Below are 24,242 nucleotides of genomic sequence, written 5' to 3'. Positions count from 1 at the left end.
GCCGTGCTGGACGTGCTTTTCTAAAACTGAAAGATGTCAGTTAACGAACACAACGCCGAGCAGCTTGCGGGCCGCGACATCCTGCTGATCACCGACAACGACGCGGCGGGAAGGCGGGCTCAGGGTCCCATTCGGGCGATGCTCGAAGCATTTGCCCGGACCGTCACAGTGCTGGCCACGCCGGACCCAACCAAGGACGTCAATGACCTGCTGCTCGAAGGCGGCAGGGACCTCGTCAGAGCCTGGCTCGAGGTCGGTTTGCATCGTGTCAGCCGACGTTTGCTCTGATGGAAGAGGGAAGATCGGGACGGGCTGACGACCCTTTCGGCCCCTCAACTTCTGTCGCGCACATAGGGTTTCTGCACCCCGCTGGGGTGCGCCTGCGAAGTTCTTTCCGGAAAGAACGCCCTCGCCAGCTATCCTGACAGCCATGAAAGTGCTGACTGTCTTCAACCACGCGGGGGGGGCGGGAAAGACCAGTGTCACCCGTGAGGTGGGGTACGAGCTGAGCCAGCAGGGCCACCGCGTCCTGCTGATTGACCTCGATCCCCAGGCCAACCTGACCGGATGGCTGGGGGTAAGTGAGGTCCGCAGAGAAGACACCGTCTACAGCGTCGCCGTGGACGGACAAGCCCTTCCTGTGCCCCGGCGGGCCCACGGGCTGTCCCTGATCCCGGCGCACGTCAGCCTCGCTCTGGCGGAAAACCAGATGATGGGGCGCGTCGCCGCCCACACCCGGTTGCGCCGGGCCCTGCAGAGCGCCGAGTCCGACTACGACCTCGTCCTGATCGACAGTCCGCCCAGCCTCGGCCAACTCTCCATCCTGGGAGCCATCGCGGCCGACCATATGGTGGTGCCGGTCCCGACCCGCCAGAAAGGGCTTGACGCCCTGCCGGGCCTCACCGAAGCCTTCCAGGAGTACCGCGACGCCCGCCCAGACCTGACCGTGGCCCTGTATGTGCCGACCCTCTACGACGCGCGGCGGCTGCATGACCGTGAGGTGCTGGCCGCGTTGCAGGAGAACCTCAGCCCTCTGGCCCGCGCCGTCCCCCAGCGGGAGGCCGTCTGGCTCGACAGCACGACCGCCGGGCAGCCGGTCGGCGTCTATGCGCCTGGGTCGCCGGTCCACGGTGACGTGCAGCGTCTCGCCGAGGACGTCGCCCGGGCCGTGGGTCTGCCCGTCCGGGGAGGGGTGGCATGACCCGCAAGCGCCCCCAACGGGATCTGGGGGGGCTCCTGGGAGGCGCGCAGGCCCTAACCCAGGCCGACCCGGAGGTGCGCCGCCTCCCCCTGAAGCAACTGCGGCCCTATGGGGGCCAGCCCCGGCGCTTTTTTGCCGAGGCCGAGCTGCAGCAGCTCACCCACAGCGTCCGTGAACAGGGCGTGTTGCAGCCGTTGCTGGTCCGCCCGGCGCCTTCCGGTCAGGGCTATGAGATCGCCGCGGGCGAGCGGCGCTACCGGGCGGCGCTGGCGGCGGGCCTCACCGAGGTCCCCGTCCTCGTTCAGCCGCTCAGTGACCCGCAGATGCTCGAGGTCGGCCTCGTCGAGAACTTGCAGCGTGAGGGCCTCTCGGCCATCGACGAGACCGAGGCGCTGCTCCGCCTGGTGGCCCTCCGGCTGGAGGTGACGCTCCAGCAGGCCCGGCAGATCCTGATGGTGAACCTCCGCAATCCGGAACCGGAGCGGGTCAGCGTCCTCGAGGAGGTCTTTGGCCTGGTGGGCGGGCAGACCTGGCAGAGCTTTGCCAAGAACCGCTTGCGGATGCTGCAGTGGCCCGGGGAAGTGCTGGAGGCGATGCGGACCCAGGGCCTGCCTTATACCCTCGGTGGCATCATCGCGGCGGCGCAGCCCGACCACCGGACCCGATTGATCGAACAGGCCCTGAATGGGGCGTCCGCACGGGAGTTGCGTGAAGAGGTGGCTTCACTCCAGCCAACCCTGGTCGCGTCCTCGGCGGTGGAGCGCCGGCTCGACGAGGTGCGCCGCCGCCTCAAGCAGCCGGGCCTCCTGAGGGATCTCAACAAAAGTCAGGAAGCGGAGTTGAAGAAGTGGATGGACCGGATGCCCGCCTGGCTGCGTGAGGATGGGGGAGACCACTCCACCTGAGTCCTGGGACTGTTGTCTGACCTGCTGCGCTGCTTGCGAACACGCCGAGAAAGCCGAGTGGTGCTCTCAGCCAGTATGCGCCTGCATATCCTGTGGTCGTAAGGTGACGGCCGACCAAGCGCGCCGCTTAGCACGTCCTGGAACGGGTCGTCCCAGCGGGCACTCACGGAGAGCTCCTGGCTCGGGCGTCGCCAGAGAAGCTCCTGTCTTTGGGGATGGGGTAGATCACAACCCCTCCAGGGAAGCGTGGTCTACACTGCCTGGATTGACCGCGGGAGACTGCTCTGCTGGGCGGGCACCCTGGTGACGCCCCGGCGATGCCGCGTCTGTCCGGAGCAGGAGGATTCAGCCCGCGCCCTGGGCCTTCGCCGGCAGGTGGAGGCGGACGATCCGGGCCCTCGCCTATAGTGACGCTCAAAGGACTCCGTTTGTGACCCAGACTCCCTCAGGCCCGAACCCCTCAGCTTCTTCCGACGAGATCGACCTCAAGCAGGTCTTCACGGTCTTGCGCCGCCGGGCCCTGCCGTTGCTGGCGGCCCCGTTGGTGGTGGGCGGCCTGACGTATCTGGTTTTCCGTCAACAGGCCCCGACCTATGAATCGGTGACCAGCATTCTCTCGACACAGCCGATGGCGGGGAGCACGCCGCTGAGTGGGGCGTCGGTGTCGGCGCCGCAGCTTCCCCAGGGTGCCGTGGAGCAGGTCATCCACAGCCGGCAGCTCGTCGAGCAGATGAGCGACGTGGTCGAAGATGCTTCGTTACCCGCGGCACAGAAGACGGCCTTGCTGGATGACCTCGAGGAGGCCCTCCGGGGTGGGCGTGTCGAGGGACTGAGCGTTCGGGCGCGCCTCGACACTCAGCAACGCGGGGTCTATGAGCTTCGCGCCACGGGGCCTTCACCAGAAGCGGCTCGGCAACTGGCCACGGCGGCCTCCCAGGCCCTGCTGACCTGGGACCTCAACCGGGCCCGGGAAGGCGTCTCCCGCGCCCGGCAGAACCTGCAGCGGCAGCTGGCCAGCCTTGGGCAGCGCCTCCAGGGCCTCCCGCCGGGCAGCCCCGAACGTGAGAGCATCGTCGCGGCCCGCGGGCAACTGCTGCTGGACCTCTCACAGGCCACGGTGCTGGAAGAAGGTGCGGTGGGGAGCCTCTCCCTGCTGGTCGAAGCCAATACGCCGCAAGCCCCCATCGCGCCCCGGCCTGCCCGGAACGCGGCCCTCGCGGCGCTGTTGACCCTCTTCGCGGGCATTGGGCTGGCCCTGTTGCTCGACGCCCTGCGCCGACGCGTGCGGGGAGTGACGGACATCATCAATCTGGGGCTTCCCACCCTCGGCGAGATGCCCAAGGTTCCCCGAGCGCAGCGCAACCAGACGGTAGAAGCGGCCACCCGGGGCGGACTCTACGAGGCGGCCGGCTTTGTCCGCGTCAACCTGATGCCCCTTCTGCCGGAGACAGGCGCACTGGTCGCCGTGACGAGTGCCCGCCCCGGCGAGGGCAAGAGCACCGTCACGGCGACCATCGCCACGTCCTTCGCCCTGGCCGACAAGCGGGTGCTGGTCATTGACCTCGACCTGCACCGGCCCGTTCAGCAGGAGTTCTGGTCCTTCTCTGGCCGCCCCTGGGTGGCGCTACCCGGAGCCACTGAACCCCAGCAGACCACAGTCGCTCAGGCGCTCACCCGGCCCAACCAGGCCAGTGCCCTGGACGTGGGGCGCGGTGTGCATCTCCTGCCGGCGGGCGAAATCGGACGTCAGGTGACCAGCCTGTTGAGTCACCCGGAATTCCCAGCCTTGCTGCGGCGCTGGGCGCAGGCGTATGACGTGGTGGTCATCGACACCCCCCCGGTCCTGTCGGTCGCGGACGCCTTCGTCATCGCCCGGCACACCGATGGGTTGGTGCTGGTCGTTGAGGGGGGCGCGACGTCCGTACCTGAAGTGCAGCGGGTCGTGCAGAACGCGTCCAGTACCCAGACGCGATTGCTGGGCGTCGTGCTGAACAAGGTCAGCCGCAGCGAACAGTCGTACTATTCCTACAGTTACGCCCAGCAGGGCTGAGAGCCCAAAGCCAACAATTTCCCGAAACCGCGCACCTGGAAATGGTACGTTCAGCGGCAGTATGACGGACATTCAGGAAGTAAGGGTTTCAGGGACTGCGGAGGCGCTGAAGCAACGGGTGCTCTCCCGGGAGGCCCGGATCGGTGTCGTCGGCCTGGGCTATGTCGGGCTTCCTTTCGCCGTGGAGAAGGCCAAGGTTGGCTTCCAGGTCATGGGCTTTGACCGCAGCGAGGGCCGGGTCGGGCAGGTCAACCGCGGCGAGAATTACATCGGCGACGTCAAGGACGAGGAGTTGCGTGACCTGGTCGCCCAGGGCCTGATTCAAGCGACGACCGACAGCTCGCTCCTGGCGCAGATGGATGTCATCGTCATCTGTGTCCCGACCCCCCTCGACCAGAACCTGACGCCGGACCTGAGCTATGTCAAAGGGGTAACCCAGGACATCGCCCGGCACCTGCGGCCTGGGCAATTGATTAGCCTGGAGAGCACCACCTACCCTGGGACCACCGAGGACATCATGCGTCCGATCCTGGAGCAGGGCGGCCTGCGTGCCGGACAGGACTTTTACCTGGCCCACTCCCCGGAGCGGGTCGATCCGGGCAACAAGCGCTACAGCACCAAGAACACCAACAAGGTGGTGGGCGGCAACGATCCGGCGAGCCTGGACGTGGCCGTGACCTTTTACCAGCAGGCCATCCAGCACATCGTGCCGGTCAGCAGCGCCAAGGCCGCGGAGCTGGTCAAGGTGTACGAGAACACCTTCCGCGCGGTGAACATCGCCCTCGCCAACGAGATCGCCCTGCTGTGCGACCGGATGGGCCTGAACGTCTGGGAAGTGCTGGACGCCGCCTTTACCAAGCCCTTCGGGATCATGCCCTTCTATCCGGGCCCCGGCGTGGGGGGCCACTGCATTCCCCTCGACCCCCACTACCTGGAGTGGAAGGCCCGTGAGTTCAACTTCCAGACCCGCTTTATCGCCCTGGCGGGAGAGGTCAACCGGCGGATGCCGGAGTTCGTCGTCGACAAGGCGGCGCGCGTCCTCAACGAGGACCGCAAGGCCCTGAACGGCAGCCGGGTGCTGCTGCTGGGGATGGCCTACAAGGGCGACCTGGACGATTACCGCGAGTCGCCCGCCATCGTGGTGTACGACCTGCTGCAGAAGGCGGGGGCGGACGTGCAGTTTCACGACTCCTGGACCCCGCATGTGCGGGAGCATGGCCTGGACCTTCACGGCATCGACCTGACGGACGACGTGGTCCGGGAGGCGGATCTGGTGATCATCACGACGATGCACAGCGCCGTGGACTACGGCCACGTGGTGGGGCTGGCGAAGCGGGTCCTGGACACGCGCAACGCGACCAGGAATCTGTCCGCGGAGGAGAAGGCGGACAAGGTGGTGATGCTGTGAGCGACCCCAAGCGCTTCGGCCTGACGGGAGCCAGCGGGTATATCGCTCCGCGCCACATGAAGGCCATCAAAGAGACGGGCAACGTGCTGGTGGCCGCCCTGGACCCCTTCGACTCGGTGGGCATCATGGACAGCTACTTTCCGGCCTGCGAGTTCTTCACCCAGCCGGAGAAGTTCGAGGGGTACCTGTACGACGCCCGCCGGCGGGGCCAGGGCCTGGATTACCTCAGCATCTGCAGCCCCAACCACCTGCACGACCCGCACATCCGCATGGCCCTGCGCGCGGGAGCGGACGCCCTGTGCGAGAAGCCGATCGTTCTCAATCCCGGTGACCTCGACGCGCTGCAGGAGATCGAGGCGGAGACGGGACAGCGTGTGTGGACGATCCTGCAGCTGCGCACCCACGCTGCACTGGTCAAGCTCAAGGCCCAGCTTGAGGCGGAAGGGGCGACCGGGCAGAAGGAAGTCGACCTCAGTTACGTGACGAGCCGCGGCACCTGGTACCTTCGGTCGTGGAAGGGCCGCGTCGAGGAGAGCGGTGGCCTGGCCACGAACATCGGGGTTCACTTCTTCGACATGCTGACCTGGTTGTTCGGTGACCTGCATCACGTCGAGGTGCACCAGCGGACCGACACCCTCGCCAGCGGCTACCTGGAGCTCGAGCGCGCCCGGGTCCGCTGGATGCTGGCGATCGACGAGACCCTCGTGCCGGAAGGCTTGAGGGCCAAGGGGCAGCGCACCTACCGATCCATCACGATGGATGGCCAGGAAATCGAATTCAGCGAAGGGTTCACCGACCTGCACACTGACGTCTACCGCCGGACGCTGGCGGGCCAGGGCTTCAGCCTGGAAGACACCCGCGGGGCCATCGAGACCGTGTCGCGGATCCGCACCCTGCCGTTGGTCACGCCCACGTTGACCACTGCTCACCCCCTGCTGACCCACGCATGAGTGACTACTTCGCCCATCCCACCGCGACCATCGATGAGGGGGCAGTCATCGGTGCACGCACGAAAGTCTGGCATTACAGCCACGTCAGCACCGGGGCCACTATTGGCGAGGGCTGCTCTCTCGGGCAGAACGTTTTCGTAGCACCGAATGTACAGATCGGCAACGGTGTCAAGATTCAGAACAACGTCAGTGTCTACGAGGGCGTGATCCTCGAGGATTACGTCTTCTGTGGCCCGAGCATGGTGTTCACCAATGTCCGAACACCTCGCAGCGAGTTTCCCCGGAACACCAGCGCCGACTACACGCCGACTCGGGTCAAAAGAGGGGCCAGCATCGGGGCCAATGCCACCATCGTTACGGGCGTAACCCTCCATGAGGGGGCCTTTGTCGCGGCGGGCGCGGTGGTCACCCGGGATGTTCCTGCCTACACCATCGTGGCCGGGGTCCCGGCGCGTCCAGTGGGGTACATGAGTGCGAGCGGGGACCGACTGGAGTTCACCGACAGCGATACGGTCACCGATTCGTCTGGGCACATTTATCAAAAAGTCAGCGACACCGAGATCAGGAGACTCAAATGACCGCGACCAAACCGTTCATTCCCATTCTCGATCTCAAGCCTGAAGTGGACGAGCTGCGCGGCGAGATCATGGCCGCCATCGGGCGCGTGCTCGACCGCACCGACTTCATCATGGGCGAGGACGTTCACCTGTTCGAGCAGGAGGTCGCCGCTTACCTGGGCGTGAAGCATGCCATTGGGGTGAACAGTGGCACCGATGCCCTGGTCATTGCGCTGCGTGCCTTGGGTATTGGGCCAGGGGATGAGGTCATCACCACACCGTTCACGTTCTTTGCCACGGCCGAGAGCATCAGCATGGTGGGAGCGCGGCCAGTGTTCGTGGATATCGAGCTTGACACCTTGAATATGGACGTGAACGGAATCGAGGCCGCCATTACCGAGCGCACCAAAGCCATTATGCCGGTGCACCTGTATGGGCGCCCGGTGGATATGGACCGAGTGATGCTACTTGCACAAGAGCGGGGTCTGAAAGTCGTCGAGGACTGTGCCCAGAGCTTTGGCGCTCGCTGGAACGGGCGGCAGACCGGGACCATCGGGCACCTGGGGGCCTATTCATTTTTTCCCAGCAAGAATCTGGGCGCTTATGGCGATGGCGGCTTGATTGCCACCGATGACGATACCCTGGCCGACACGGCGCGGATGCTGCGGGTTCATGGGAGCCGTAAGAAGTACCACAACGAGACGGTGGGTTATAACAGCCGCCTAGACACTCTGCAGGCTGCTATTTTGCGTGTCAAGCTGCCACATATGGAGCGCTCCAATGAGCACCGCTGTGCCGTGGCTAAGCGCTACAATGAAGGCTTTGCTGACTTTCCCGGTTTGGTCACACCGGAAGCTGTAGAGGGCCACTCCTTTCACCAATACACGGTACGCGTGCTGAATGGTCGCCGCGACGAATTGCAGCAGGCCCTAGCCGAGCAAGGCATCGGGACCATGGTTTATTATCCCATCCCCCAGGATCAGCTTCCCATCTACAAAGGGCAGTACCCGAGTTATCCTCACAGCGAACAGGCCGCCCAGGAGGTTCTTAGCCTGCCGATGGGTCACAAACTGAGCGAGTCTGATCAGTCTGAAGTGATCCGCGCCGTGAGGACATTTTTCGACATATGACCTGGCAGCGGGCCTTCTCCAGCCCGATGGCCCGACGAGTGAGAACCCTGATGGGTGGCACACTGGCCGGTCAACTGGTTGTATTCGCAGTCACACCGTTGTTGACCCGGCTGTACTCGCCCGAGGCCTTCAATGATTTTGGGTTGTATATGGCTCTGTCGGGTATTTTTTCGGTGTTGGCAACCCTGCGCCTGGAAGCGGCAGTGCCGATTGCCCGCTCTGACACCGATGCGGTAGGGCTAACCCGCCTGAGCATGCAGTCCAGCATGGGGGTAGCAGTAATCGCCGCGCTCTCCACAGCACTGGCGTTGCACTTGGGTTGGTTCGCGTCGTCAACTCACCCCTGGGGATTGGCTGCCGTGGTAGGCGTGTCGGTGTGGCTGATCGGGGCCTTTCAGTCCCTGACGGCCCTAAGCATTCGCCGTGACGAGTTTGGGCAGATTGCTAAGGCCAAGACCACCCAGGGATTATGGCTGGCTGTCGGACAGGTAGGACTGGGACTGCTCAACCCGTCTTCGCTGGCCTTTACAGCAGGAGACGCTGCGGGGCGTCTGGCAGGTTTGGGGCAGCTGTATGGGGGCTACCGTCAAGCCGGCGCGCAACCTGCTGTACTCGTCACTACATCTGGGCTTGCGCTACTTCGCGAGTACCGCCAGTTTCCGCTGTTTTCTATGCCTGCTGCGGGAATCAACGCGCTGGGGGCACAGGCTCCAATCCTCCTACTAGGGCTGGCTTTTGCGCCTACACTGACAGGGTTGTATGTGTTTGCTAATCGTCTTGTGGCCGTACCAGTGGGTTTGATCGCCCGTACGCTGAGCCAAGTCTACATAGGTGAAGTGGGCAAGGTGCAGGCCAAAGGTGGAACGCTACAACCTGTGCTGACTCGGTACTTGCTGGCCGCACTAATGGCCAGCGGGGTGGGAGCCGGTCTAGTGCTTCTGACTGCACCTTGGCTGGTGCCATGGTTGTTTGGGACTCAGTGGCTCAACGCTCTGCCGGTGCTTAACGCCCTGCTAGTGATGGCGGTTATTCAGGTTCCGGCTTCGTCAGTGTCGCAGACGCTGAATGCTACCGGACATAACCACTGGCAGCTCATCTGGGACACTGGGCGGCTACTGGCCGTGGTGCTGGCCTTTGTGGTCGCCCATCAGCGTGAATTGGACCTGCCGCAGACCGTATGGTTGTATGCAGCGGTCAGTGCTGCTTGTTATACAGCTCTGATCGCTGCCGCCTACGCCAGTCTGAAACGGCCTGGCCAAGGTCCACAGGGACCCGCAGTTTCCGCTCAGGAGGAAGCCTCATGATGCCTGCCGGTGAGATACAGCCGTCCGCTCCGTCGCCCGCAAAGACGACGTCTTTGGCTGGAGCTGTCAGCTTGTCGCGCCTATTGACGGTTCTGCTGATCCTTACCTATGTGGGGCTGTTTCATCTCATCTATAGCCTGCAGATTTCGCCTTCTTTTGCCTACATGGGCTATACACTGAATCCAGCAATCAGTCAGGAACAGTGGCTGGTGATGGCACTTTTTGTAATCTTGCCATCACTATTCTTGCGCCTGGATGGTAGGCGACCATCTAATTTTATCATTCTGTTACTGTATGTGCTAGTGTATGTGCCCGCGCAGTATATGTTCACAGTTTTAAATTTAACGTTTCACGGCGTTCTTCTCAATCGTGCAATGTTGTTGTTGGGTATGGCTATCATTACGGCTGTGTCTGCCCGACCATTATCTATCGGGTTTGATCGATCCGTTAGTATAGGCGTCTTCCGCGCTGTATTAATGTTGGTTTTCGGAGTCCTATTCTTAGTTGTGGCTAGCCAGTTCGGATTTAGACTGAACCTAGTAAATATTTTGGATGTCTACGACATTCGCAGTGATTATAAGGATGAGATTGGAGAGGCAGGCTTGGCTTTTGCTTACGCCGTGCCTTACTTAGGAGTTGTTAGCGCGTTTATGGTAGGCTATGGTTTGGTAAAGCGTTTTATACCCTTTCTGCTAATGGGTAGTTTATCGCTGCTTTACATCTTTGGAACCACTGGACAGAAGAGCATGCTGTTTTCAGTGTTACTGCTGATTGGGGTATCTCTACTATATCGAATCAATATACAGAAGCTAGGTCAAAACCTCGTTCTGTCAATGATCGTGTTCCTAATAGCAGTGTTTGGCTTTGATCTATGGAGCGGAGGTATTCTGGCTTCCAGTCTGTTTGTCCGCCGATTGATCTTAACTCCAGGGTTACTGACAACTTATTATATGGACTTTTTTTCAGTTAACCCGCCGGCCCAATTAGGTCACAGTTTCCTGAGTGACATTTTCCCTTATCCCTATGATCTGCGCCCAGCTTATCTCATTGGTCGAGAGTATTTTAACTCGCCTAGTATGAGTGCTAATGCCAATATGTTCGCAGACTCGTATTCAAATTTTCGCGAATTGGGCATCATCGGGTTTTCGATTGTGTTGGGCGCCATTCTATCGCTTGTAGATGGCTATTCGCGTCGATCAAGTAGTCCAGTTGTGGTGGTTGTAGGAATGGCATTGCCGGCTTTTGCTTTAACCAACAGCGCCCTTTTTACATCCCTCGTGACGCATGGTATGATATTTGCAATAGTTTTGACATACCTATATTGTTCGACTGAAAAATAAAAATCATTTTATCTATGAAAGTAGTCCGTTAAAGCATTGCAAACATGCAGTGTAACAATGAAATCAAAAGATCGTTAAGACTATTGAGGAGGAACTATGAGAGTACTACATCTTACCACGGCGCACTCAGATGATGACATTAGGATAAATGTAAAGGAAGCCATCAGTCTTGCTGAGAACCACTATGTGGGCTTAATAGCTCCCCGGAGAAGTGAAAAGCTGCACACGAGTGTTGACTATTTCCCGCTTCGGACTGCCAAAACTAGATTAGGTAGGATAAAATTACAAACAGAAGTTCTGCGCTTGGTCAAACGATTTGGACCGGATGTAGTGCATTTTCACGATCCCGAATTGCTCTTTTTGGGCCTCTACCTAAGGAAATTAGGATATAAAGTCATATGGGATGTTCATGAAGATCTGCCTAAGCAGATGCAAAGAAAATCTTGGATACCAATTGTACTGCGAAAGCCTGGGGCGAAGTTAGTTTCTTTGATTGAAAAACGCGCTGCACCCTACTTCAGCGGAATTATAACAGCCACACCATCTATCAATAGGAATTTTGAAGGTCTTAATAAGACTGCGATCGTCAGAAACTATCCTAAACTAGGAGAAATTAGAGATGCGAGACTTGCAACGAGAAATCCAAAATTCATATACGCTGGTGGCATTACCACATCTCGTGGCATAAATGAGATTATTAGCTCCATTGATATTTTATCACGAACTCACAGCTGTGAATTGTTGTTAGCGGGAATGTTTGAATCTAAAGATTTAGAAAACAGAGTAGCGGAGCATGGCAGCGTGAATAATCTTGGATGGCTCAAAAGAGACGACCTCTTGGACGTTTATGAGAGATGCGTTGCCGGATTGGTAGTAGTTCACCCGGCACCCAATCATCTAGAGGGCTTGCCGACTAAGATGTTTGAGTACATGGCTGCAGGTTTACCATTTATTGCATCAAATTTTCCCATATGGCAGGAAATAGTTAAAGATTATGAGTGCGGGATTTTAGTTGATCCGTTTAAGCCAGCTGAAATTGCTAGGGCTATGGCCTGGATCTTGGATAATCCTGATGAAGCGAGAGATATGGGATTGAGAGGTCAGGAGGCAATTAGGACGGTTCTCAACTGGGAAGCGGAAAGTAAAACTTTGATAGAGTTCTATAGGGAATTGGAGGAATTATAGTGTGCTTAGAACATGAGCACCAGAGTGTTTTGGCTGTTGGCGCTCACACGGACGATATTGAGCTTGGTTGCGGAGGATTGCTTAGCATTTATGCCGCGAGGGGCTATAGGATTAGGTGCATCGTCTTTTCTAGATCTGAAGAGAGTTTGCCCATTGATTTCCCCCGAGATACCCTAGTTAGGGAATTTGAAGCTTCAATGACCATCCTGGGCGTGGAAAACTACGAAGTAGAAAATATACCGGTTAGGTATTTTAGTGACCATAGACAGGCTATTTTAGAGAAATTGGTGTCGATTAGAAAAGAATTCAAGCCAGATATAGTATTAACATTTAATTCGTTCGATACTCATCAGGATCATTCCGTGGTTCACCAGGAGTCTATACGTGCGTTTAGGGATTCTAATATCTATGGTTACGAGTTGCCTTGGAATTACACGCAGATAAATACAAATATGTTTGTTGAGATATCAGACTACCATCTAAACAAGAAAATTGATATGGTTTTGTCTTATCGCTCCCAAGTTATCCTGAATCGAACATACATAAATCGTGATTATGTGATAACCGCAGCCAAGTTCAGGGGATATCAGGCTAAGATGCAGTATGCGGAAGCCTACGAAGTTATTAGGCAAAGGTGGTAATATGAAAACGAATTCTCAGATAGCAGAGTTTCTAGAGTCGACGACTGGACTTAGGGAGTTTGAGATTAAAGGGGTTTCGTCTCTTAGTAATATAAGTGATAATTCAGTCGCATTCGTCACTAAATTGAATGAAAATGTACAAGCAATGATTGTAGAAAACAGCGAGACTCTTTTCCTTATACCAATAGAATCTGATTTAGACTTGGATAATGTTATTAAAGTTGCGAATCCTAGGACAGCATATGCTAGGTTGGTTCAAGCGTTTTTTACCCCGGCTGATACGCCCGGGATATCTAGTAGTGCAGTTATTTCTGAAAGTGCGAAGATCGGTAGCAATGTTTATATTGGTGAAAATTGCGTAATTGAGAATGACGTTATAATTGGTTCTGGAACAGTGGTGAAACATAATACTGTGGTGTATAGACATACGATAATTGGAAAGGATTGCTATATTGGAAGCAACACCTCAATCGGTGGCCCTGGATTTGGGTATGAAATTGACACAGATGGCAATCCTTTTAGAGTACCTCATTTGGGCAATGTGATTATTGGAAATAATGTGGATATAGGAAGCGGGTGTAGTATTGCACGTGGCACTATTGACTCAACTATTATTTCGGATTATGCAAAGATTGATGATAATGTTTTCATAGCTCACAATGTTTTTGTGGGTGAGAGCAGTTTTATCATTGCTGGAGCTGAAATTAGTGGCTCCGTGCATATTGGAAAAAGAGTTTGGATATCCCCTGAAGTAGCAATAATAAACAAGATCACTATCGGCGATGATGTTTTGATAGGTATTGGCGCGACTGTTACAAAGTCGATAGGCGAGAATTCTGTGGCTGTTGGATCACCTGCTAGAGTTATAAGAAGTCGTTATGAGCGCGATGAAAAATGACAGGCGATTAGCTATTTGGGTTGTGAATCAATACGCCTTAGCTCCAGATCAGGCGGGTGGAACACGCCACTACAGTTTGGCGCACCACTTAAAAGAACAGAGCATAGATAGCACGATATTAGCGGGTAGTTTGGATTACTTTACACAAAAAGAACAGCGTCTTAGTAATGGGCAGAAGAGCTTAAGCATACTAGAGCGCGACGTAAAATATGTCTGGCTTCGAACACCTCCATACAGAGGCAATGGTGTTGGAAGAATCAAGAATATGCTCGCCTTTCTACGAGCGGTTGTTAGATGGCAACCTACTGCCGATGCCCATGCACCGGATGTAGTTATTGGATCTAGTCCAAATCTTTTTTCAGGGCTGGCGGCTTATCTTCTGGCTCGACGGTATGGAGTACCCTTTGTGCTGGAAATTCGTGACATCTGGCCGAAATCTATGGTGGAGTTGCTGGGTGTATCTCCTAAACACCCATTCATCTTGACCTTAGCTGCACTAGAACGCTTTTTGTACCAGCAGGCGGACTTGGTGGTTGGCGTATTGCAAGGAGTAGGGGACCATGCTAGTCGAGTTATTGGGCGCCCCGTGCCATTTTTGTGGCTCCCCAACGGGGTCGACCTTAAGCATTATCCTGATAGAGCAGCCGAGCCTCAGCATAACTTGAATGTCTTTTCAGTGATGTATCTTGGTGCGCACGGTGTACCAAATAGCCTAGATACTGCTCTGCAAGCAGCACGTTTGCTTCAGCAGCAGTGCCATCATCATATTCGCCTCACCTTTGTTGGTGAAGGTGTTGCTAAATCCGATATGATAACCTGGGCACAGAATCATGATCTTAAGAATGTGTATTTCCATGATCCTGTTCCCAAAGATCAAGTACCAGGGATGCTGGCGGATGCTGATGCGCTTTTACTTCTCCAGCGTGATACTGATTTGTATAGAGATGGTATCAGTCCGAATAAACTCTTTGACTATTTTGCTGCAGCTAAGCCAATAGTTATGGCCCTGAACTCGCCATTCAATCCTGTAGCAGACGCAGATGCAGGCCTCACCGTTTTGCCCGAAGACCCACAGGCGTTAGCGAATGCGTTACTGACCCTTTCCCGGATGTCCGCAGCGGAGCGCCGAGCCATGGGAGATCGGGGCCGATCGTATGTGGAGGAGCACCACGACATGCGTGCACTCGCGCACAGATTGGGCAATACACTGTGGGTACTGGCAGGTAACAGGCAACGGGGTTGATGGAAAAGCCTGCTCATAGGGATGGGTGGCTGGGAGGCATCCCATTGTTGCCCCCGCTTGCGCTTGCTTCTCTAGGAGCGACCAGGGGGGTGTGGAGGTCTCTGCCCTCCTGGCTTGTCTGGACACTGTCCTTTTTCGTCGTCTCCCAGTTGATCGCCGCCCTCCTGGCTCCTGCCCCTATGCTCTCTGTGACTCTCGCCGGCGTACGTTCTCTCTTGATAGTCGGACTGGTGGTCTACGGTTGGAGCAGGGGAGAGCACCTCCGGCTTAAAGGGTTTACGTTGGGCGTGTCGGTCATCCTGATCTTGGGTTTGGCGCTCTGGCTCTGGCGATCCAAACAGGGCGCTGATGAACGACTTGAATTCTTCTGGAGCAGTTCCAACGGTGTAGGCGTCTTGAGCGCAGTGCTAATTGCCCTGCTGGTGTGGCAGAGGGGACGTTGGTCGCTCTGGCGCCTGGGAGGAGTTCCTCTCGGCCTTTTTGCTATGTATGCCAGCGAGGCATATGCAGCCTGGATTGCTCTGGGTGTTGCCCTGCTGTTCGCACGAAGTCATCCGGTTGTCTGGTGGCTGAGGGGTGTGATAGCTGTGGCAGTAACTGCAACAGTTGCCTGGCAACCCTGGCGTGAGTCTCTGCTTCAGGGTCTGGGACCTCTGTTGAGTGGACGCGAAGGCGTCTGGGAAACCGCCTCTCGTCTGATCAGCGCCTTCCCCTGGGGTGGTACGGGACCTTACCAGTACGGCAGTCTAGCCACCCCCTTCGCCGATCGCTGCCAGACTTCAGGAGCTCTGGAAGGGCTCCTGAACTCGGTTGGTGGCTGCCCAGTCTGGTTGGAGCAGTTAGGACAGCCCTGGCTGATCGCGCACAGCGGCTGGCTTCATGCCCTGGCAGAGACCGGGATGGTTGGTACAGCAGGCTGGCTTCTGCTATGGGGGGTTCTGTTCGCCGGCGTCTGGAAGTCGCGTTGGCATGCGGGCCGCGCCGTCTTCCTGCTCCTGCTCACGGTGAGCCTCGTTGACAATGTCACGCTGGTGCCTTCGCCGGGTTACGCCGAACTGTTCTACCTGATAGGTGGCGCTGGCCTGGGTCGGGTCGCTCAGCTGGAGACGAAACAGGGTGCGATGGTACTAGGACTGGGAGCAGGAACGGGAGGGCTGCTGGCCTTAGGCTCCGCCGCCGCGGTGTGGCTCCTCAGCACCCCCACCTCACTCGGCCCGGTCCAGGTTCAGCGTCTCCTTCTGCCAGCTCACTACCAACAGGATGAGGTTTACGCGTTCTACGCTGACCTTCGTCTTCCGGATGGCCCAGCGGCCGGGGGCTATCTGGCTGTCGAGCAGTGCGCGGATACGGTTGCAGCGGCCTGCACGCGAATTGGGGGCGCGCTCTTCGAGGGGGAGCGCCTGCAAGACTGGGTCTATGCGCGGATTCTTCCCTCGTATCAAGGGGAGAGCGTAAGGTTACGGGTGACGCTGGCCTCACGAAATCGCGTGGGGGCGAGACAGCTTCTAAGAGAATGGACGGTTGAGCGTGTCAAGTAGGGTCAAAAGCTGGCCTTGGCTTGGAAGCCTGTTGTTATTGGTAGCTCTCTATGTGTCGGCCAGGGTCGCCGTCGCTTTGCCAGAACGCTCGACCTTGGCGATTACGGTAATGCCCTCTGCAGAACCTCAGGGCTGCGGAATCCCTGCTGCCATGGTGAGCCAGCGTTCTCCCCTTAAGGTCGGCCCGGAGGTCTGGGGATTTGCCCGGATGGCCGGTATCGAGATGTACGCTTGCCGCCCCGGGACGCTCCGTTTCAGGGGCCACCGCAGGCCGGTGGAGAACACCCCCAGCCGCTGGGAACTTTACCTGAGCAACCAGTTCCTGCTGGGTGGTGATGTGGGCAATATTCCCCAGGATTTCGAGGTCGAGATTCCTGAAATTGGACAGCTTAGTTTAGTGTTTTCCAATGCCTACACCGGTGAAATCGAGCAGCGCCGGACCTTGTACTTCAGTCAGGTAGAATTCCAGGCTAACCAGGAGGAACAGTGAGAAGAGCCGGTGTCCTCGTCAACACAATCAACTGCAGTCGGAAGGCCAAGAGGTTATTCGACTTGACAACTGCTACAGCTCTTCTCGTTGTTTCACTCCCTCTTTTGCTCCTGTTGGCTCTTCTCGTCCGACTGCGCCTGGGCAGCCCTGTCTTTTTTGCCCAGGTGCGCCCTGGCTTGTACAGTCGGCCCTTCACCATGTACAAGTTCCGCACGATGACGGACAAGCGTGGGGCGAACGGCGAACTTCTGCCCGACGTACGGCGCCTGACTCCATTCGGGCGCTTACTGCGAGGCGCCAGCCTGGACGAGCTGCCGGGACTGCTCAATGTGCTGAAAGGAGAGATGAGCTTGGTCGGACCACGGCCACTGCTGATGGAGTATCTACCCCTCTACACGCCCCAGCAAGCGCGTCGGCACGAGGTCCGGCCAGGGGTGACCGGGTGGGCCCAGGTGAATGGCCGCAATGCCCTATCTTGGGAGGAAAAGTTTGAACTTGATGTCTGGTATGTGGACAACCGGACCCTTGCCCTCGACCTCAGGATTCTCTGGATGACTGTAGCCAAAGTGCTGCGCCGCGACGGTATTAGCGCTCAAGGTGAAGCCACCATGCCGAAATTCACGGGACCGCGTTCACCAGAGCATGGCTGAAGTACAGATCATCGGTGCAGGCGGGCATGCCAAGGTGATCGTGGCTCTCGCCAAGGCCGCGGGTTACCGGATCGCCGGCATCTATGACGACCGTCCCACGCCAGACGTATTGGGCCACAAAGTCAGCGGACCAGTGGAACTGGTCAGCAGAGTGCGGCACATCCCGGCCATCATCGCGGTGGGGAGCAATTCGGTTCGAGCCAGTTTAGTCGCCCGGTTGCCGGATGTCCCGTGGGCCACGCTCGTCCACCCCACAGCCTGGGTTGCCCCCACAGTGAGCCTCGCTGAGGGCACAGTCGTGATGGCCGGAGCCATCGTGCAGCCGGATGTCACTGTCGGCCGCCATGTCATCGTCAATACGGGTGCCACCGTCGATCATGACAGCCACCTCGGTGATTTTGTCCATGTTGCACCAGGCTGTACGCTTGCGGGACAGGTCAGCCTCGAAGAAGGCGCTTTCCTGGGGGTGGGTGCCCGTATCCTCCCCCGTCAATTTGTTGGAGCCTGGGCAACCATTGGGGCTGGGGCTGTGGTGAACCGTGAGGTGCCTGCGTATGCGACGGCTGTAGGTGTGCCAGCAAGACTCCTCCGTATGTAGAGCACAAAGTCACAGCCTCTGCAGCTTGTTTTAGGAAATACTGAGGACCATGTGCGAGAGTCTGAGCTACCCCCTTCAACGCTGGAAGTTACCATGACCAATGCCCTGACTATGCATCGCGTGCCCTCCGTTGCTTCCTTCCCCGGGTGGCCTGTTTTTCAGTCCGATGAGGTGCAGGCTGTCGCGGAGGTGCTGCAGTCAGGCAAGGTGAACTACTGGACCGGGACCGAGGCCCGTGAATTTGAGCGCGAATACGCCGAGTACCTGGGAGTGAAGCATGCCATCGCTCTGCACAACGGCACGCTCGCCCTAGAGCTCGCGCTCTACGCTTTCGGGATCGGAGACGGAGCCGAGGTCATTACCACCAGCCGCACCTTCATCGCTTCCGCAAGCGCAGCGGTGATGCGGGGCTGCATTCCGGTGGTCGCGGATGTGGACGCTGACTCAGGCAACCTCACCGCCGAAACCATCCGCTCTCTGATCACCCCAAAGACCCGCGCCATTATCCCGGTGCACCTCGCTGGCTGGCCCTGCGACATGGACCCCATCATGGAACTGGCCCGCGAGCACGGTCTCGTGGTCATCGAGGACTGCGCTCAGGCTCACGGAGCCTTTTACAAGGGACGTCCGGTGGGGAGTATCGGTCACGCTGGGGCCTTCTCATTTTGCCAGGACAAGATCATGACCACGGGTGGCGAGGGCGGCTTGCTCGCCCTGAACGACACCGAGGTCTGGAAGAAGGCCTGGGCCTTCAAAGATCATGGCAAAAGCTACGACGCGGTGTACGAACGGGAGCACCCCCCGGGCTTCCGCTGGCTGCACGAGTCCTTCGGCACCAACTGGCGGATGCTGGAAGTCCAGGCGGCGATCGGCCGGATTCAGTTGCGCAAGCTGCCGGACTGGATCATGCGCCGCCAGGCCAACGCTTCGGTCCTGAACGAGCGCCTTGCCCATCACCAAGCCCTGCGGTTGACCCTCCCGGAAGAAGGGATCTCCCACGCCTACTACAAGTACTACGTCTATGTTCGCCCGGAGCAGCTGCTTGACGGCTGGGACCGGGACCGCATCATGACCGAGATCACCACCCGCGGCGTGCCCTGCTTCAGCGGCTCTTGCTCGGAAATCTACCTGGAGAAAGCGTTTCAGGACGCGGGGTACGGTCCCCAGGAACGCCTTCCAGTTGCGAAGGAACTTGGCGCAACGTCCCTGATGTTCTTGGTGCATCCAACGCTTTCACCGGCAGAAATGCACCGGATGGCCGATGTGGTGGACAGCGTGCTGACGCTGTCCACCCAGAGCTAAGGATCATGCCGCACACAACCATCAAGTTTCTGGTTGACCTAGGCCTGTGGGGCCTGGCCGGTCTTCTGGCCTACGCCTTCCGGAAGCCGGACCTGATTGACCAGGGGATCCCGGTCAATGTCTGGGCCTACTGTGTGCTCAGCCTGCTCGTCATGTCGGGCCTGGAGAAGTACTACGGTCTGCACCGTCAGGAGTGGCAACGCGTCGGCCTGCGGGACCTCCAGATTCTGGGGCGCGCCGTGGCCCTGGCAACCCTGGTGATGTTCGCCCTGGGCTTCATCCTCCAGGGCTGGCTGCAATTGCCGCGCAGCGTGCCGGTACTGGCCGGTGTCCTGGGCTTCCTGCTGACCGGTGGCGTGCGGTTGACGGCGCGCCTGGCCAACGAGCGCACGCGGAGTCGGAACGCACTGCAACGTCGGCGGGTGCTCATTGTGGGTGCTGGAGATGCCGGGACGCTCATTGCGCGTGAGATGCAGCGGCATCCCGAAGCGGGACTGGAGCCCATCGGGTTTCTCGACGACAAATCAAGTAAGCAGCGGGTCCGGGTCGTCGGACTTCCAGTCTTCGGGGCAGTGGATGAGCTGGTCGCGGTGGCCAAGCGTGAAGAGGCCCAAGAACTCCTGATCGCGGTGCCCTCAGCCGATGGTCCCTTCGTGCGGCGGGTGGTGGAGCTGGCGCGGAGCGCGGGTCTGCGGTACCGCATCATTCCTGGCGTCTTCGAGATTCTCAGCGGGGACGTGAACATCAACCAGATCCGGGATGTCAACGTCGAGGACCTGCTGCGGCGTCCGCCTGTTCAACTCAACACTGGTGAAATTGCTTCTTATCTCCAGGGGCGCGTGATCCTGGTGACTGGAGCAGGGGGCAGCATCGGTTCAGAACTGGTGCGCCAGTTGGTGGCCTTCAGGCCGTCGACGGTGCTGCTCTTCGGCCGGGGTGAGAACAGCATCTTCTCCATCCAGCAGGAGCTGCAGCGAACCTGGCCGGAAGTCAAACAGGTGGGCCTGATCGGAGACGTACGGGACGCAGCCCGGCTGCGTGCTGTCTTCGAGCGGTACCGACCCGAGGTGGTCTTTCACGCCGCGGCCCACAAACACGTTCCCCTGATGGAAGAGACCCCTTCGGAAGCCATCCTGAACAATGTGGTCGGGACGCAGAACGTCGTCGATCTGTGTCTCGAGTTCAGCGTGAGCCGCTTGGTCAACGTCTCCACCGACAAGGCCGTGAATCCCACCAGCGTGATGGGGGCCTCCAAGCGTGTGGCCGAGATGGCCGTGTCCGCGGGCGCGGCGCGGGCACGGGAGTCCCAGGCGTTCGTGTCCGTCCGCTTCGGCAACGTACTGGGGAGCCGGGGCAGTGTGGTGCCCACCTTCATGACCCAGATTCGGGCAGGTGGACCCATCACCGTGACCCACCCGGACATGGTGCGCTACTTCATGACCATTCCCGAAGCGGCCCGGCTGGTGATTCAGGCAGGTGGCCTGGCGGAGAACGGCAAGGTGTATGTGCTGAATATGGGAGAGCCGGTGAAGATCGCAGATCTGGCTCGCGACGTGATCCGCCTCAGTGGAGCACGCGACGTGGACGTCGTCTACAGCGGCATCCGGCCAGGGGAGAAGCTGTATGAGGAACTCCTGACAACCAGCGAGGGGGCCGAGGCCACGAGCCACAGCGAGATCTTCAGTGCCCGGCTGGAGCAGATCGAACCCTCGGCCCTCGCCGGGGCACTGCACACCCTGCGGCAGCATGCCGAGCGCGCGGACGAAGCCGCCCTTCGGGCAACCCTCGCCCGTGTGGTCCCAGAGAACATGTTCGGGCGCACACGCTGATGCGAATCCTGCTGACGGGGGGGGGCGGGCGCCTCGGAGCCGAACTGCGGGCGCTGCTGCCAGGAGTCGTGGCGCCTTCAAGCCGCGAACTTGACGTCACTGCAGACGCCCAGGTTCAGGCCGTGGTGCAGCGGGAAGCTCCGGACCTGATTGTGCATGCCGCGGCGTACACCGACGTCGGGGGTGCGGAGACACAGCGCGAGGCCTGCTGGCAGGTCAATGTGGAGGGAACCCGCGCGGTGGCCCGCGCGGCAAATGAGGTGGGAGCTCGGCTGCTCCACATCTCCACCGACTACGTATTTAGCGGTGAGACCGGCGACTACCGCGAGGACGACCCGCCTGGGCCGGTGGTGAACTATTACGCCCTGACCAAGCTGGTCGCCGAGGAAGCGGCCCGCACCGCACGCCACCGACTTATTCTGCGGACCAGCTTCCGGCCCCGCGAGTTTCAGTATCCGGTGGCGTTCAGCGACGTCTATACCAGCCAGGACTATGTGGACATCATCGCCCCACTGGTCGCGCAGGTCGTTCGACACGCGCCGGAGATCCCCTACGACCTCCTGCATGTCGCGACCGAACGCAAGAGCGTCTACGACCTCGCCCGGCGACGCCGCCCGGACGTGCGCGAAGGACGACGGGCCGAGGCGCGGGTCGTGCTGCCGGCCGACGTTTCCCTGAACACCGAACGGTGGACCGCCCTCAGGGCGGGCTGGGAGAGTCCGGCCTGAACTCAAGCTGGTGGACAGTCAGGTTACGGTCGGCGAGTTCCTGGAAGAGAGGATTGACCAGGGTGATCTTGAGGGGAGACCCCACGACGCGGAGCCGGACCTGCTGCCGCTGCCCCGAAGTTGCGACGCGCTGCACCTCCTTCCCCTGACGGAACTCCAGCACCGGGAAGGCGCCGCCTGCCGCCTGCCCGACCGTGCGCAGGCGCAACTCGCCTGCTCCACAGGGGACCACGGTCATCGGCACCGCGGCGACCAGGCTGACCGTCTTCCGGACCGGGTCCCAGGTTCCCCCGGTCTCGGGCGGGACCGCGATGTCCAGCGCCTCACAGCTGCCCTCGAACCGCAGGCCTTCCAGCGTGGCCACACGCGCCTCCGAGCGGTAGAGGTCGTTGAGGTAGGCCAGCGTGAGCCGTCCTGCCGAGGGCACCTCCACCCGGACCGTGCGGCGCTCGGCGAAGGGCTCACGGAGCAGGACCCGCCTCCCCAGCGAGATCTGAAGGACCGGAGCTTCTTGCTCCGCCACCTCGCCGTCCGCCGTGATCAGGAGGGTTCCAGGCCCGCAGAGGTCCCCCTCCAACCAGGAGACTCCCTGAAAGCGGTACTGGCCGCCGTCCAGCCGGAGCGCTCCCTCTCCCGATTCGTAGCCGACCCGGAAGGTGGGTGGGGCCGTGCAGGTGAGTGCCTGCCGGGTCAACGGCAGCCCCGGCGTCGCCTGCGGTCGTAAGGCCAGCGTCCCCAGCAGGAGCGTCGCCAGCAAGGGCGGTGCCCAGGCACCCACAGCCAGCCTCACCGCCGGACCTCCACGGTCCAGCGGTAGCGGCCCAGAGGGCGGCTGCCAAAAGACGCCTCGCCGGGATAGAGCCGCAGCTCCAGGTCCTGGGTGGGCAGGGGACGCAGAGGGCCAGACAGGCGCAGCATGGGGGCCTCCTGTGCCGTGGCGGTAAAAGGCGTGCTGTCCACCGTCGCGCAGGTCACCTGGCAACTGGTCAGCACCGCCCGGTATGTCCCAGGAGGAACGCCAAACCGAACGAAGGCAGTGTAGTCCTCAGTCCTCAGTGCCTGTTGCGGAGCCTGAAGGGTGTCCAACTGGGCGACCACGGTGGGCGCAGGGAGGGCCCGGGCCAGCAGGGGAAGCGAGAGCAGCAGCAGCAGGCCCGCGGCGGTCAGTCCTTCCCGCAGGCCGGCGCGCTCCAGGTGGGCAAGCTGGACCCCGGCCACGATCCAGAAGAGCTCACCGACGAAAGGTCCAGGGACCAACAGGGTGTTGTCGCTCAGGTTGGTGAGCAGCAGGCCTCCCAGCAGGGCGGCACCGAGTGGGTCACGCCGCGTCCAGGCCGCAGCGAGTGCGCTCCCCGCCAGCATCACGAGCCCGAGCACCCCCAGGGGACCGGTCTCGGCCCACTGCTGCAACACCCCGTTGTGGGCAATCAGCCAGGGGCTGCCGAGGCCTTCCGCCCAGGCCGGACAGGACGGTTCTGTCTGGTCGGGGCGGCTCCACAGGCGGCAGGATTCGCCTGGGGACGCGAGGAACGTCCCCAGCCGGTAACTGCCGACCCCACCCAGCGGATACGCCTGAATCACCTCCAGCGTCTGGTCCCACACGACGTCCCGGCCCGTGGTCCCGGTACTGACCAGACGGGTCAGAGTGCTGACATCCAGTCGGCTGCCCAGCGTGACCGCCGCGCCGAGGACGGCCAAGCCGGCCAGCAGCCCCAGCGCGAGGCGCCGACCACTTTGAACGGCGAATCCCAGACCCAGGCCCAGCAGCGCGGCGGCCAGCGCCCCCCGGCTCCCGGAGAGCAGCAGGACCAGCAAGCTGCCCAGGCCCAGCGGCAGTCGCCACCAGCCCCCCCCACCCAGCGCCGAGAGCCACACACCGGTAGCCCCCAGGAGGCCGAGCGTGATGGGCGTCATGTAGGGATGGCCCAGGCGCCCGATCAACAGGTCGGCGCCGCCGAGGACACTCCACCCCAGGGCGGTGGCGAAGACGAGAGCGAGGCCCACCGCCACTCCCTGAAAGGACCGCGTCTGCCCCAGGCTGGTCCCCACACCCATAAGTCCGAACACCAGCAGGGTGCGTCCCAGGGCCAGCGCGGTGGCCAGCACCGGCTCTGGGGCAAGCAGAGCCGGAAGCACCTGACTCAGGGCGTAGAGCAGCAGCAGGGTCTTTGCGGCGGGTGACAGACGGCGCAGCCACGGCAGGGCCAGCACCGAGAGCGGTGACAGGACGTACGCAGCAGGCAGCAAGGCCAGCCAGACCAGGGTCCAGCGGGGGGGAGATGTCGGACTCACCCG

General features: G+C 60.0%; 23 protein-coding genes. 21 read left to right on the top strand and 2 right to left on the bottom strand.

Annotated features, from left to right (window positions below; genetic code table 11):
• Positions 1-33 precede the first annotated feature (33 nt).
• The 21 genes from QOL99_RS02485 to QOL99_RS02385 all read left to right on the top strand — a co-directional run bounded on the left by QOL99_RS02485 (position 34) and on the right by QOL99_RS02385 (position 21,947).
• Complete coding sequence (locus QOL99_RS02485; RefSeq protein WP_285521041.1) at positions 34-288, top strand: toprim domain-containing protein; 255 nt, start codon at positions 34-36, stop codon at positions 286-288.
• A 142-nt stretch (positions 289-430) separates the two neighbouring features.
• Positions 431-1,201, top strand: coding sequence for a ParA family protein (locus tag QOL99_RS02480; RefSeq protein ID WP_285521040.1), 771 nt, complete (start codon positions 431-433; stop codon positions 1,199-1,201).
• Positions 1,198-2,106: a ParB/RepB/Spo0J family partition protein gene (locus tag QOL99_RS02475; RefSeq protein WP_285521039.1), complete on the top strand. Its 909-nt coding sequence runs from the start codon at positions 1,198-1,200 to the stop codon at positions 2,104-2,106. The genes QOL99_RS02480 and QOL99_RS02475 overlap by 4 nt, the downstream gene beginning before the upstream one ends.
• Positions 2,107-2,536: 430 nt before the next feature.
• Entirely contained in the window at positions 2,537-4,156 is a 1,620-nt protein-coding gene (locus tag QOL99_RS02470; RefSeq protein WP_285521038.1) for a polysaccharide biosynthesis tyrosine autokinase, read from the top strand.
• A 61-nt stretch (positions 4,157-4,217) separates the two neighbouring features.
• The gene (locus tag QOL99_RS02465) at positions 4,218-5,564 is read left to right on the top strand and encodes a nucleotide sugar dehydrogenase (RefSeq protein WP_285521037.1); all 1,347 of its coding nucleotides are present in this window, start codon (positions 4,218-4,220) and stop codon (positions 5,562-5,564) included.
• Positions 5,561-6,514 carry a Gfo/Idh/MocA family oxidoreductase gene (locus tag QOL99_RS02460; protein WP_285521036.1) on the top strand — a complete coding sequence of 318 codons (954 nt, stop codon included), beginning with the start codon at positions 5,561-5,563 and terminating at the stop codon, positions 6,512-6,514. The genes QOL99_RS02465 and QOL99_RS02460 overlap by 4 nt, the downstream gene beginning before the upstream one ends.
• Positions 6,511-7,092, top strand: a complete 582-nt coding sequence (locus QOL99_RS02455; RefSeq protein WP_285521035.1) for an acyltransferase — start codon at positions 6,511-6,513, stop codon at positions 7,090-7,092. Before QOL99_RS02460 ends, QOL99_RS02455 begins: the two co-directional genes overlap by 4 nt.
• Entirely contained in the window at positions 7,089-8,201 is a 1,113-nt protein-coding gene (locus QOL99_RS02450; protein WP_285521034.1) for a DegT/DnrJ/EryC1/StrS family aminotransferase, read from the top strand. Before QOL99_RS02455 ends, QOL99_RS02450 begins: the two co-directional genes overlap by 4 nt.
• 38 nt (positions 8,202-8,239) lie before the next feature.
• Positions 8,240-9,505, top strand: coding sequence for a lipopolysaccharide biosynthesis protein (locus tag QOL99_RS02445; protein ID WP_285521033.1), 1,266 nt, complete (start codon positions 8,240-8,242; stop codon positions 9,503-9,505).
• Positions 9,502-10,845, top strand: coding sequence for a hypothetical protein (locus tag QOL99_RS02440; protein WP_285521032.1), 1,344 nt, complete (start codon positions 9,502-9,504; stop codon positions 10,843-10,845). Before QOL99_RS02445 ends, QOL99_RS02440 begins: the two co-directional genes overlap by 4 nt.
• A 96-nt stretch (positions 10,846-10,941) precedes the next feature.
• Entirely contained in the window at positions 10,942-12,030 is a 1,089-nt protein-coding gene (locus tag QOL99_RS02435; RefSeq protein WP_285521031.1) for a glycosyltransferase, read from the top strand.
• Entirely contained in the window at positions 12,030-12,671 is a 642-nt protein-coding gene (locus tag QOL99_RS02430) for a PIG-L deacetylase family protein (protein WP_285521030.1), read from the top strand. The genes QOL99_RS02435 and QOL99_RS02430 overlap by 1 nt, the downstream gene beginning before the upstream one ends.
• Position 12,672: 1 nt before the next feature.
• The gene (locus QOL99_RS02425) at positions 12,673-13,569 is read left to right on the top strand and encodes a DapH/DapD/GlmU-related protein (protein ID WP_285521029.1); all 897 of its coding nucleotides are present in this window, start codon (positions 12,673-12,675) and stop codon (positions 13,567-13,569) included.
• Positions 13,550-14,812, top strand: coding sequence for a glycosyltransferase family 4 protein (locus QOL99_RS02420; RefSeq protein WP_285521028.1), 1,263 nt, complete (start codon positions 13,550-13,552; stop codon positions 14,810-14,812). Before QOL99_RS02425 ends, QOL99_RS02420 begins: the two co-directional genes overlap by 20 nt.
• 287 nt (positions 14,813-15,099) lie before the next feature.
• Positions 15,100-16,350: an O-antigen ligase family protein gene (locus tag QOL99_RS02415; protein WP_285521027.1), complete on the top strand. Its 1,251-nt coding sequence runs from the start codon at positions 15,100-15,102 to the stop codon at positions 16,348-16,350.
• Positions 16,340-16,840 carry a hypothetical protein gene (locus QOL99_RS02410; RefSeq protein WP_285521026.1) on the top strand — a complete coding sequence of 167 codons (501 nt, stop codon included), beginning with the start codon at positions 16,340-16,342 and terminating at the stop codon, positions 16,838-16,840. The genes QOL99_RS02415 and QOL99_RS02410 overlap by 11 nt, the downstream gene beginning before the upstream one ends.
• Entirely contained in the window at positions 16,837-17,490 is a 654-nt protein-coding gene (locus tag QOL99_RS02405; protein WP_285521025.1) for a sugar transferase, read from the top strand. Before QOL99_RS02410 ends, QOL99_RS02405 begins: the two co-directional genes overlap by 4 nt.
• Entirely contained in the window at positions 17,483-18,088 is a 606-nt protein-coding gene (locus tag QOL99_RS02400; protein WP_285521024.1) for an acetyltransferase, read from the top strand. Before QOL99_RS02405 ends, QOL99_RS02400 begins: the two co-directional genes overlap by 8 nt.
• Positions 18,089-18,181: 93 nt before the next feature.
• Positions 18,182-19,390, top strand: coding sequence for a DegT/DnrJ/EryC1/StrS family aminotransferase (locus QOL99_RS02395; protein WP_285521023.1), 1,209 nt, complete (start codon positions 18,182-18,184; stop codon positions 19,388-19,390).
• Positions 19,391-19,395: 5 nt separating this feature from the next.
• Positions 19,396-21,219 carry a polysaccharide biosynthesis protein gene (locus tag QOL99_RS02390; protein WP_285521022.1) on the top strand — a complete coding sequence of 608 codons (1,824 nt, stop codon included), beginning with the start codon at positions 19,396-19,398 and terminating at the stop codon, positions 21,217-21,219.
• Positions 21,219-21,947, top strand: coding sequence for an SDR family oxidoreductase (locus QOL99_RS02385; RefSeq protein WP_285521021.1), 729 nt, complete (start codon positions 21,219-21,221; stop codon positions 21,945-21,947). Before QOL99_RS02390 ends, QOL99_RS02385 begins: the two co-directional genes overlap by 1 nt.
• Here QOL99_RS02385 and QOL99_RS02380 read toward each other — a convergent pair.
• A complete protein-coding gene (locus tag QOL99_RS02380; protein ID WP_285521020.1) occupies positions 21,919-22,737 on the bottom strand; it encodes a hypothetical protein in 819 nt (272 codons plus the stop codon). The two genes, QOL99_RS02385 and QOL99_RS02380, sit on opposite strands and share 29 nt — an antisense overlap.
• A complete protein-coding gene (locus QOL99_RS02375; protein ID WP_285521019.1) occupies positions 22,734-24,194 on the bottom strand; it encodes an O-antigen ligase family protein in 1,461 nt (486 codons plus the stop codon). Before QOL99_RS02375 ends, QOL99_RS02380 begins: the two co-directional genes overlap by 4 nt.
• Positions 24,195-24,242: the final 48 nt, after the last annotated feature.

This window comes from Deinococcus rhizophilus, from assembly GCF_030271215.1.
GTDB classification, from domain to species: Bacteria; Deinococcota; Deinococci; order Deinococcales; family Deinococcaceae; genus Deinococcus; species Deinococcus rhizophilus.
The sequence above is the reverse complement of the archived record's forward strand: the minus strand, read 5'-3'. Positions and strand labels throughout refer to the sequence as shown.

Coding starts and splice junctions, on each gene's coding strand:
- QOL99_RS02395 (WP_285521023.1), top strand. CDS start 18,182: ATGACCAATGCCCTGACTATGCATCGCGTGCCCTCCGTTGCTTCCTTC.
- QOL99_RS02455 (WP_285521035.1), top strand. CDS start 6,511: ATGAGTGACTACTTCGCCCATCCCACCGCGACCATCGATGAGGGGGCA.
- QOL99_RS02440 (WP_285521032.1), top strand. CDS start 9,502: ATGATGCCTGCCGGTGAGATACAGCCGTCCGCTCCGTCGCCCGCAAAG.
- QOL99_RS02465 (WP_285521037.1), top strand. CDS start 4,218: ATGACGGACATTCAGGAAGTAAGGGTTTCAGGGACTGCGGAGGCGCTG.
- QOL99_RS02390 (WP_285521022.1), top strand. CDS start 19,396: ATGCCGCACACAACCATCAAGTTTCTGGTTGACCTAGGCCTGTGGGGC.
- QOL99_RS02435 (WP_285521031.1), top strand. CDS start 10,942: ATGAGAGTACTACATCTTACCACGGCGCACTCAGATGATGACATTAGG.
- QOL99_RS02475 (WP_285521039.1), top strand. CDS start 1,198: ATGACCCGCAAGCGCCCCCAACGGGATCTGGGGGGGCTCCTGGGAGGC.
- QOL99_RS02420 (WP_285521028.1), top strand. CDS start 13,550: ATGAGCGCGATGAAAAATGACAGGCGATTAGCTATTTGGGTTGTGAAT.
- QOL99_RS02425 (WP_285521029.1), top strand. CDS start 12,673: ATGAAAACGAATTCTCAGATAGCAGAGTTTCTAGAGTCGACGACTGGA.
- QOL99_RS02450 (WP_285521034.1), top strand. CDS start 7,089: ATGACCGCGACCAAACCGTTCATTCCCATTCTCGATCTCAAGCCTGAA.
- QOL99_RS02485 (WP_285521041.1), top strand. CDS start 34: ATGTCAGTTAACGAACACAACGCCGAGCAGCTTGCGGGCCGCGACATC.
- QOL99_RS02400 (WP_285521024.1), top strand. CDS start 17,483: ATGGCTGAAGTACAGATCATCGGTGCAGGCGGGCATGCCAAGGTGATC.
- QOL99_RS02480 (WP_285521040.1), top strand. CDS start 431: ATGAAAGTGCTGACTGTCTTCAACCACGCGGGGGGGGCGGGAAAGACC.
- QOL99_RS02385 (WP_285521021.1), top strand. CDS start 21,219: ATGCGAATCCTGCTGACGGGGGGGGGCGGGCGCCTCGGAGCCGAACTG.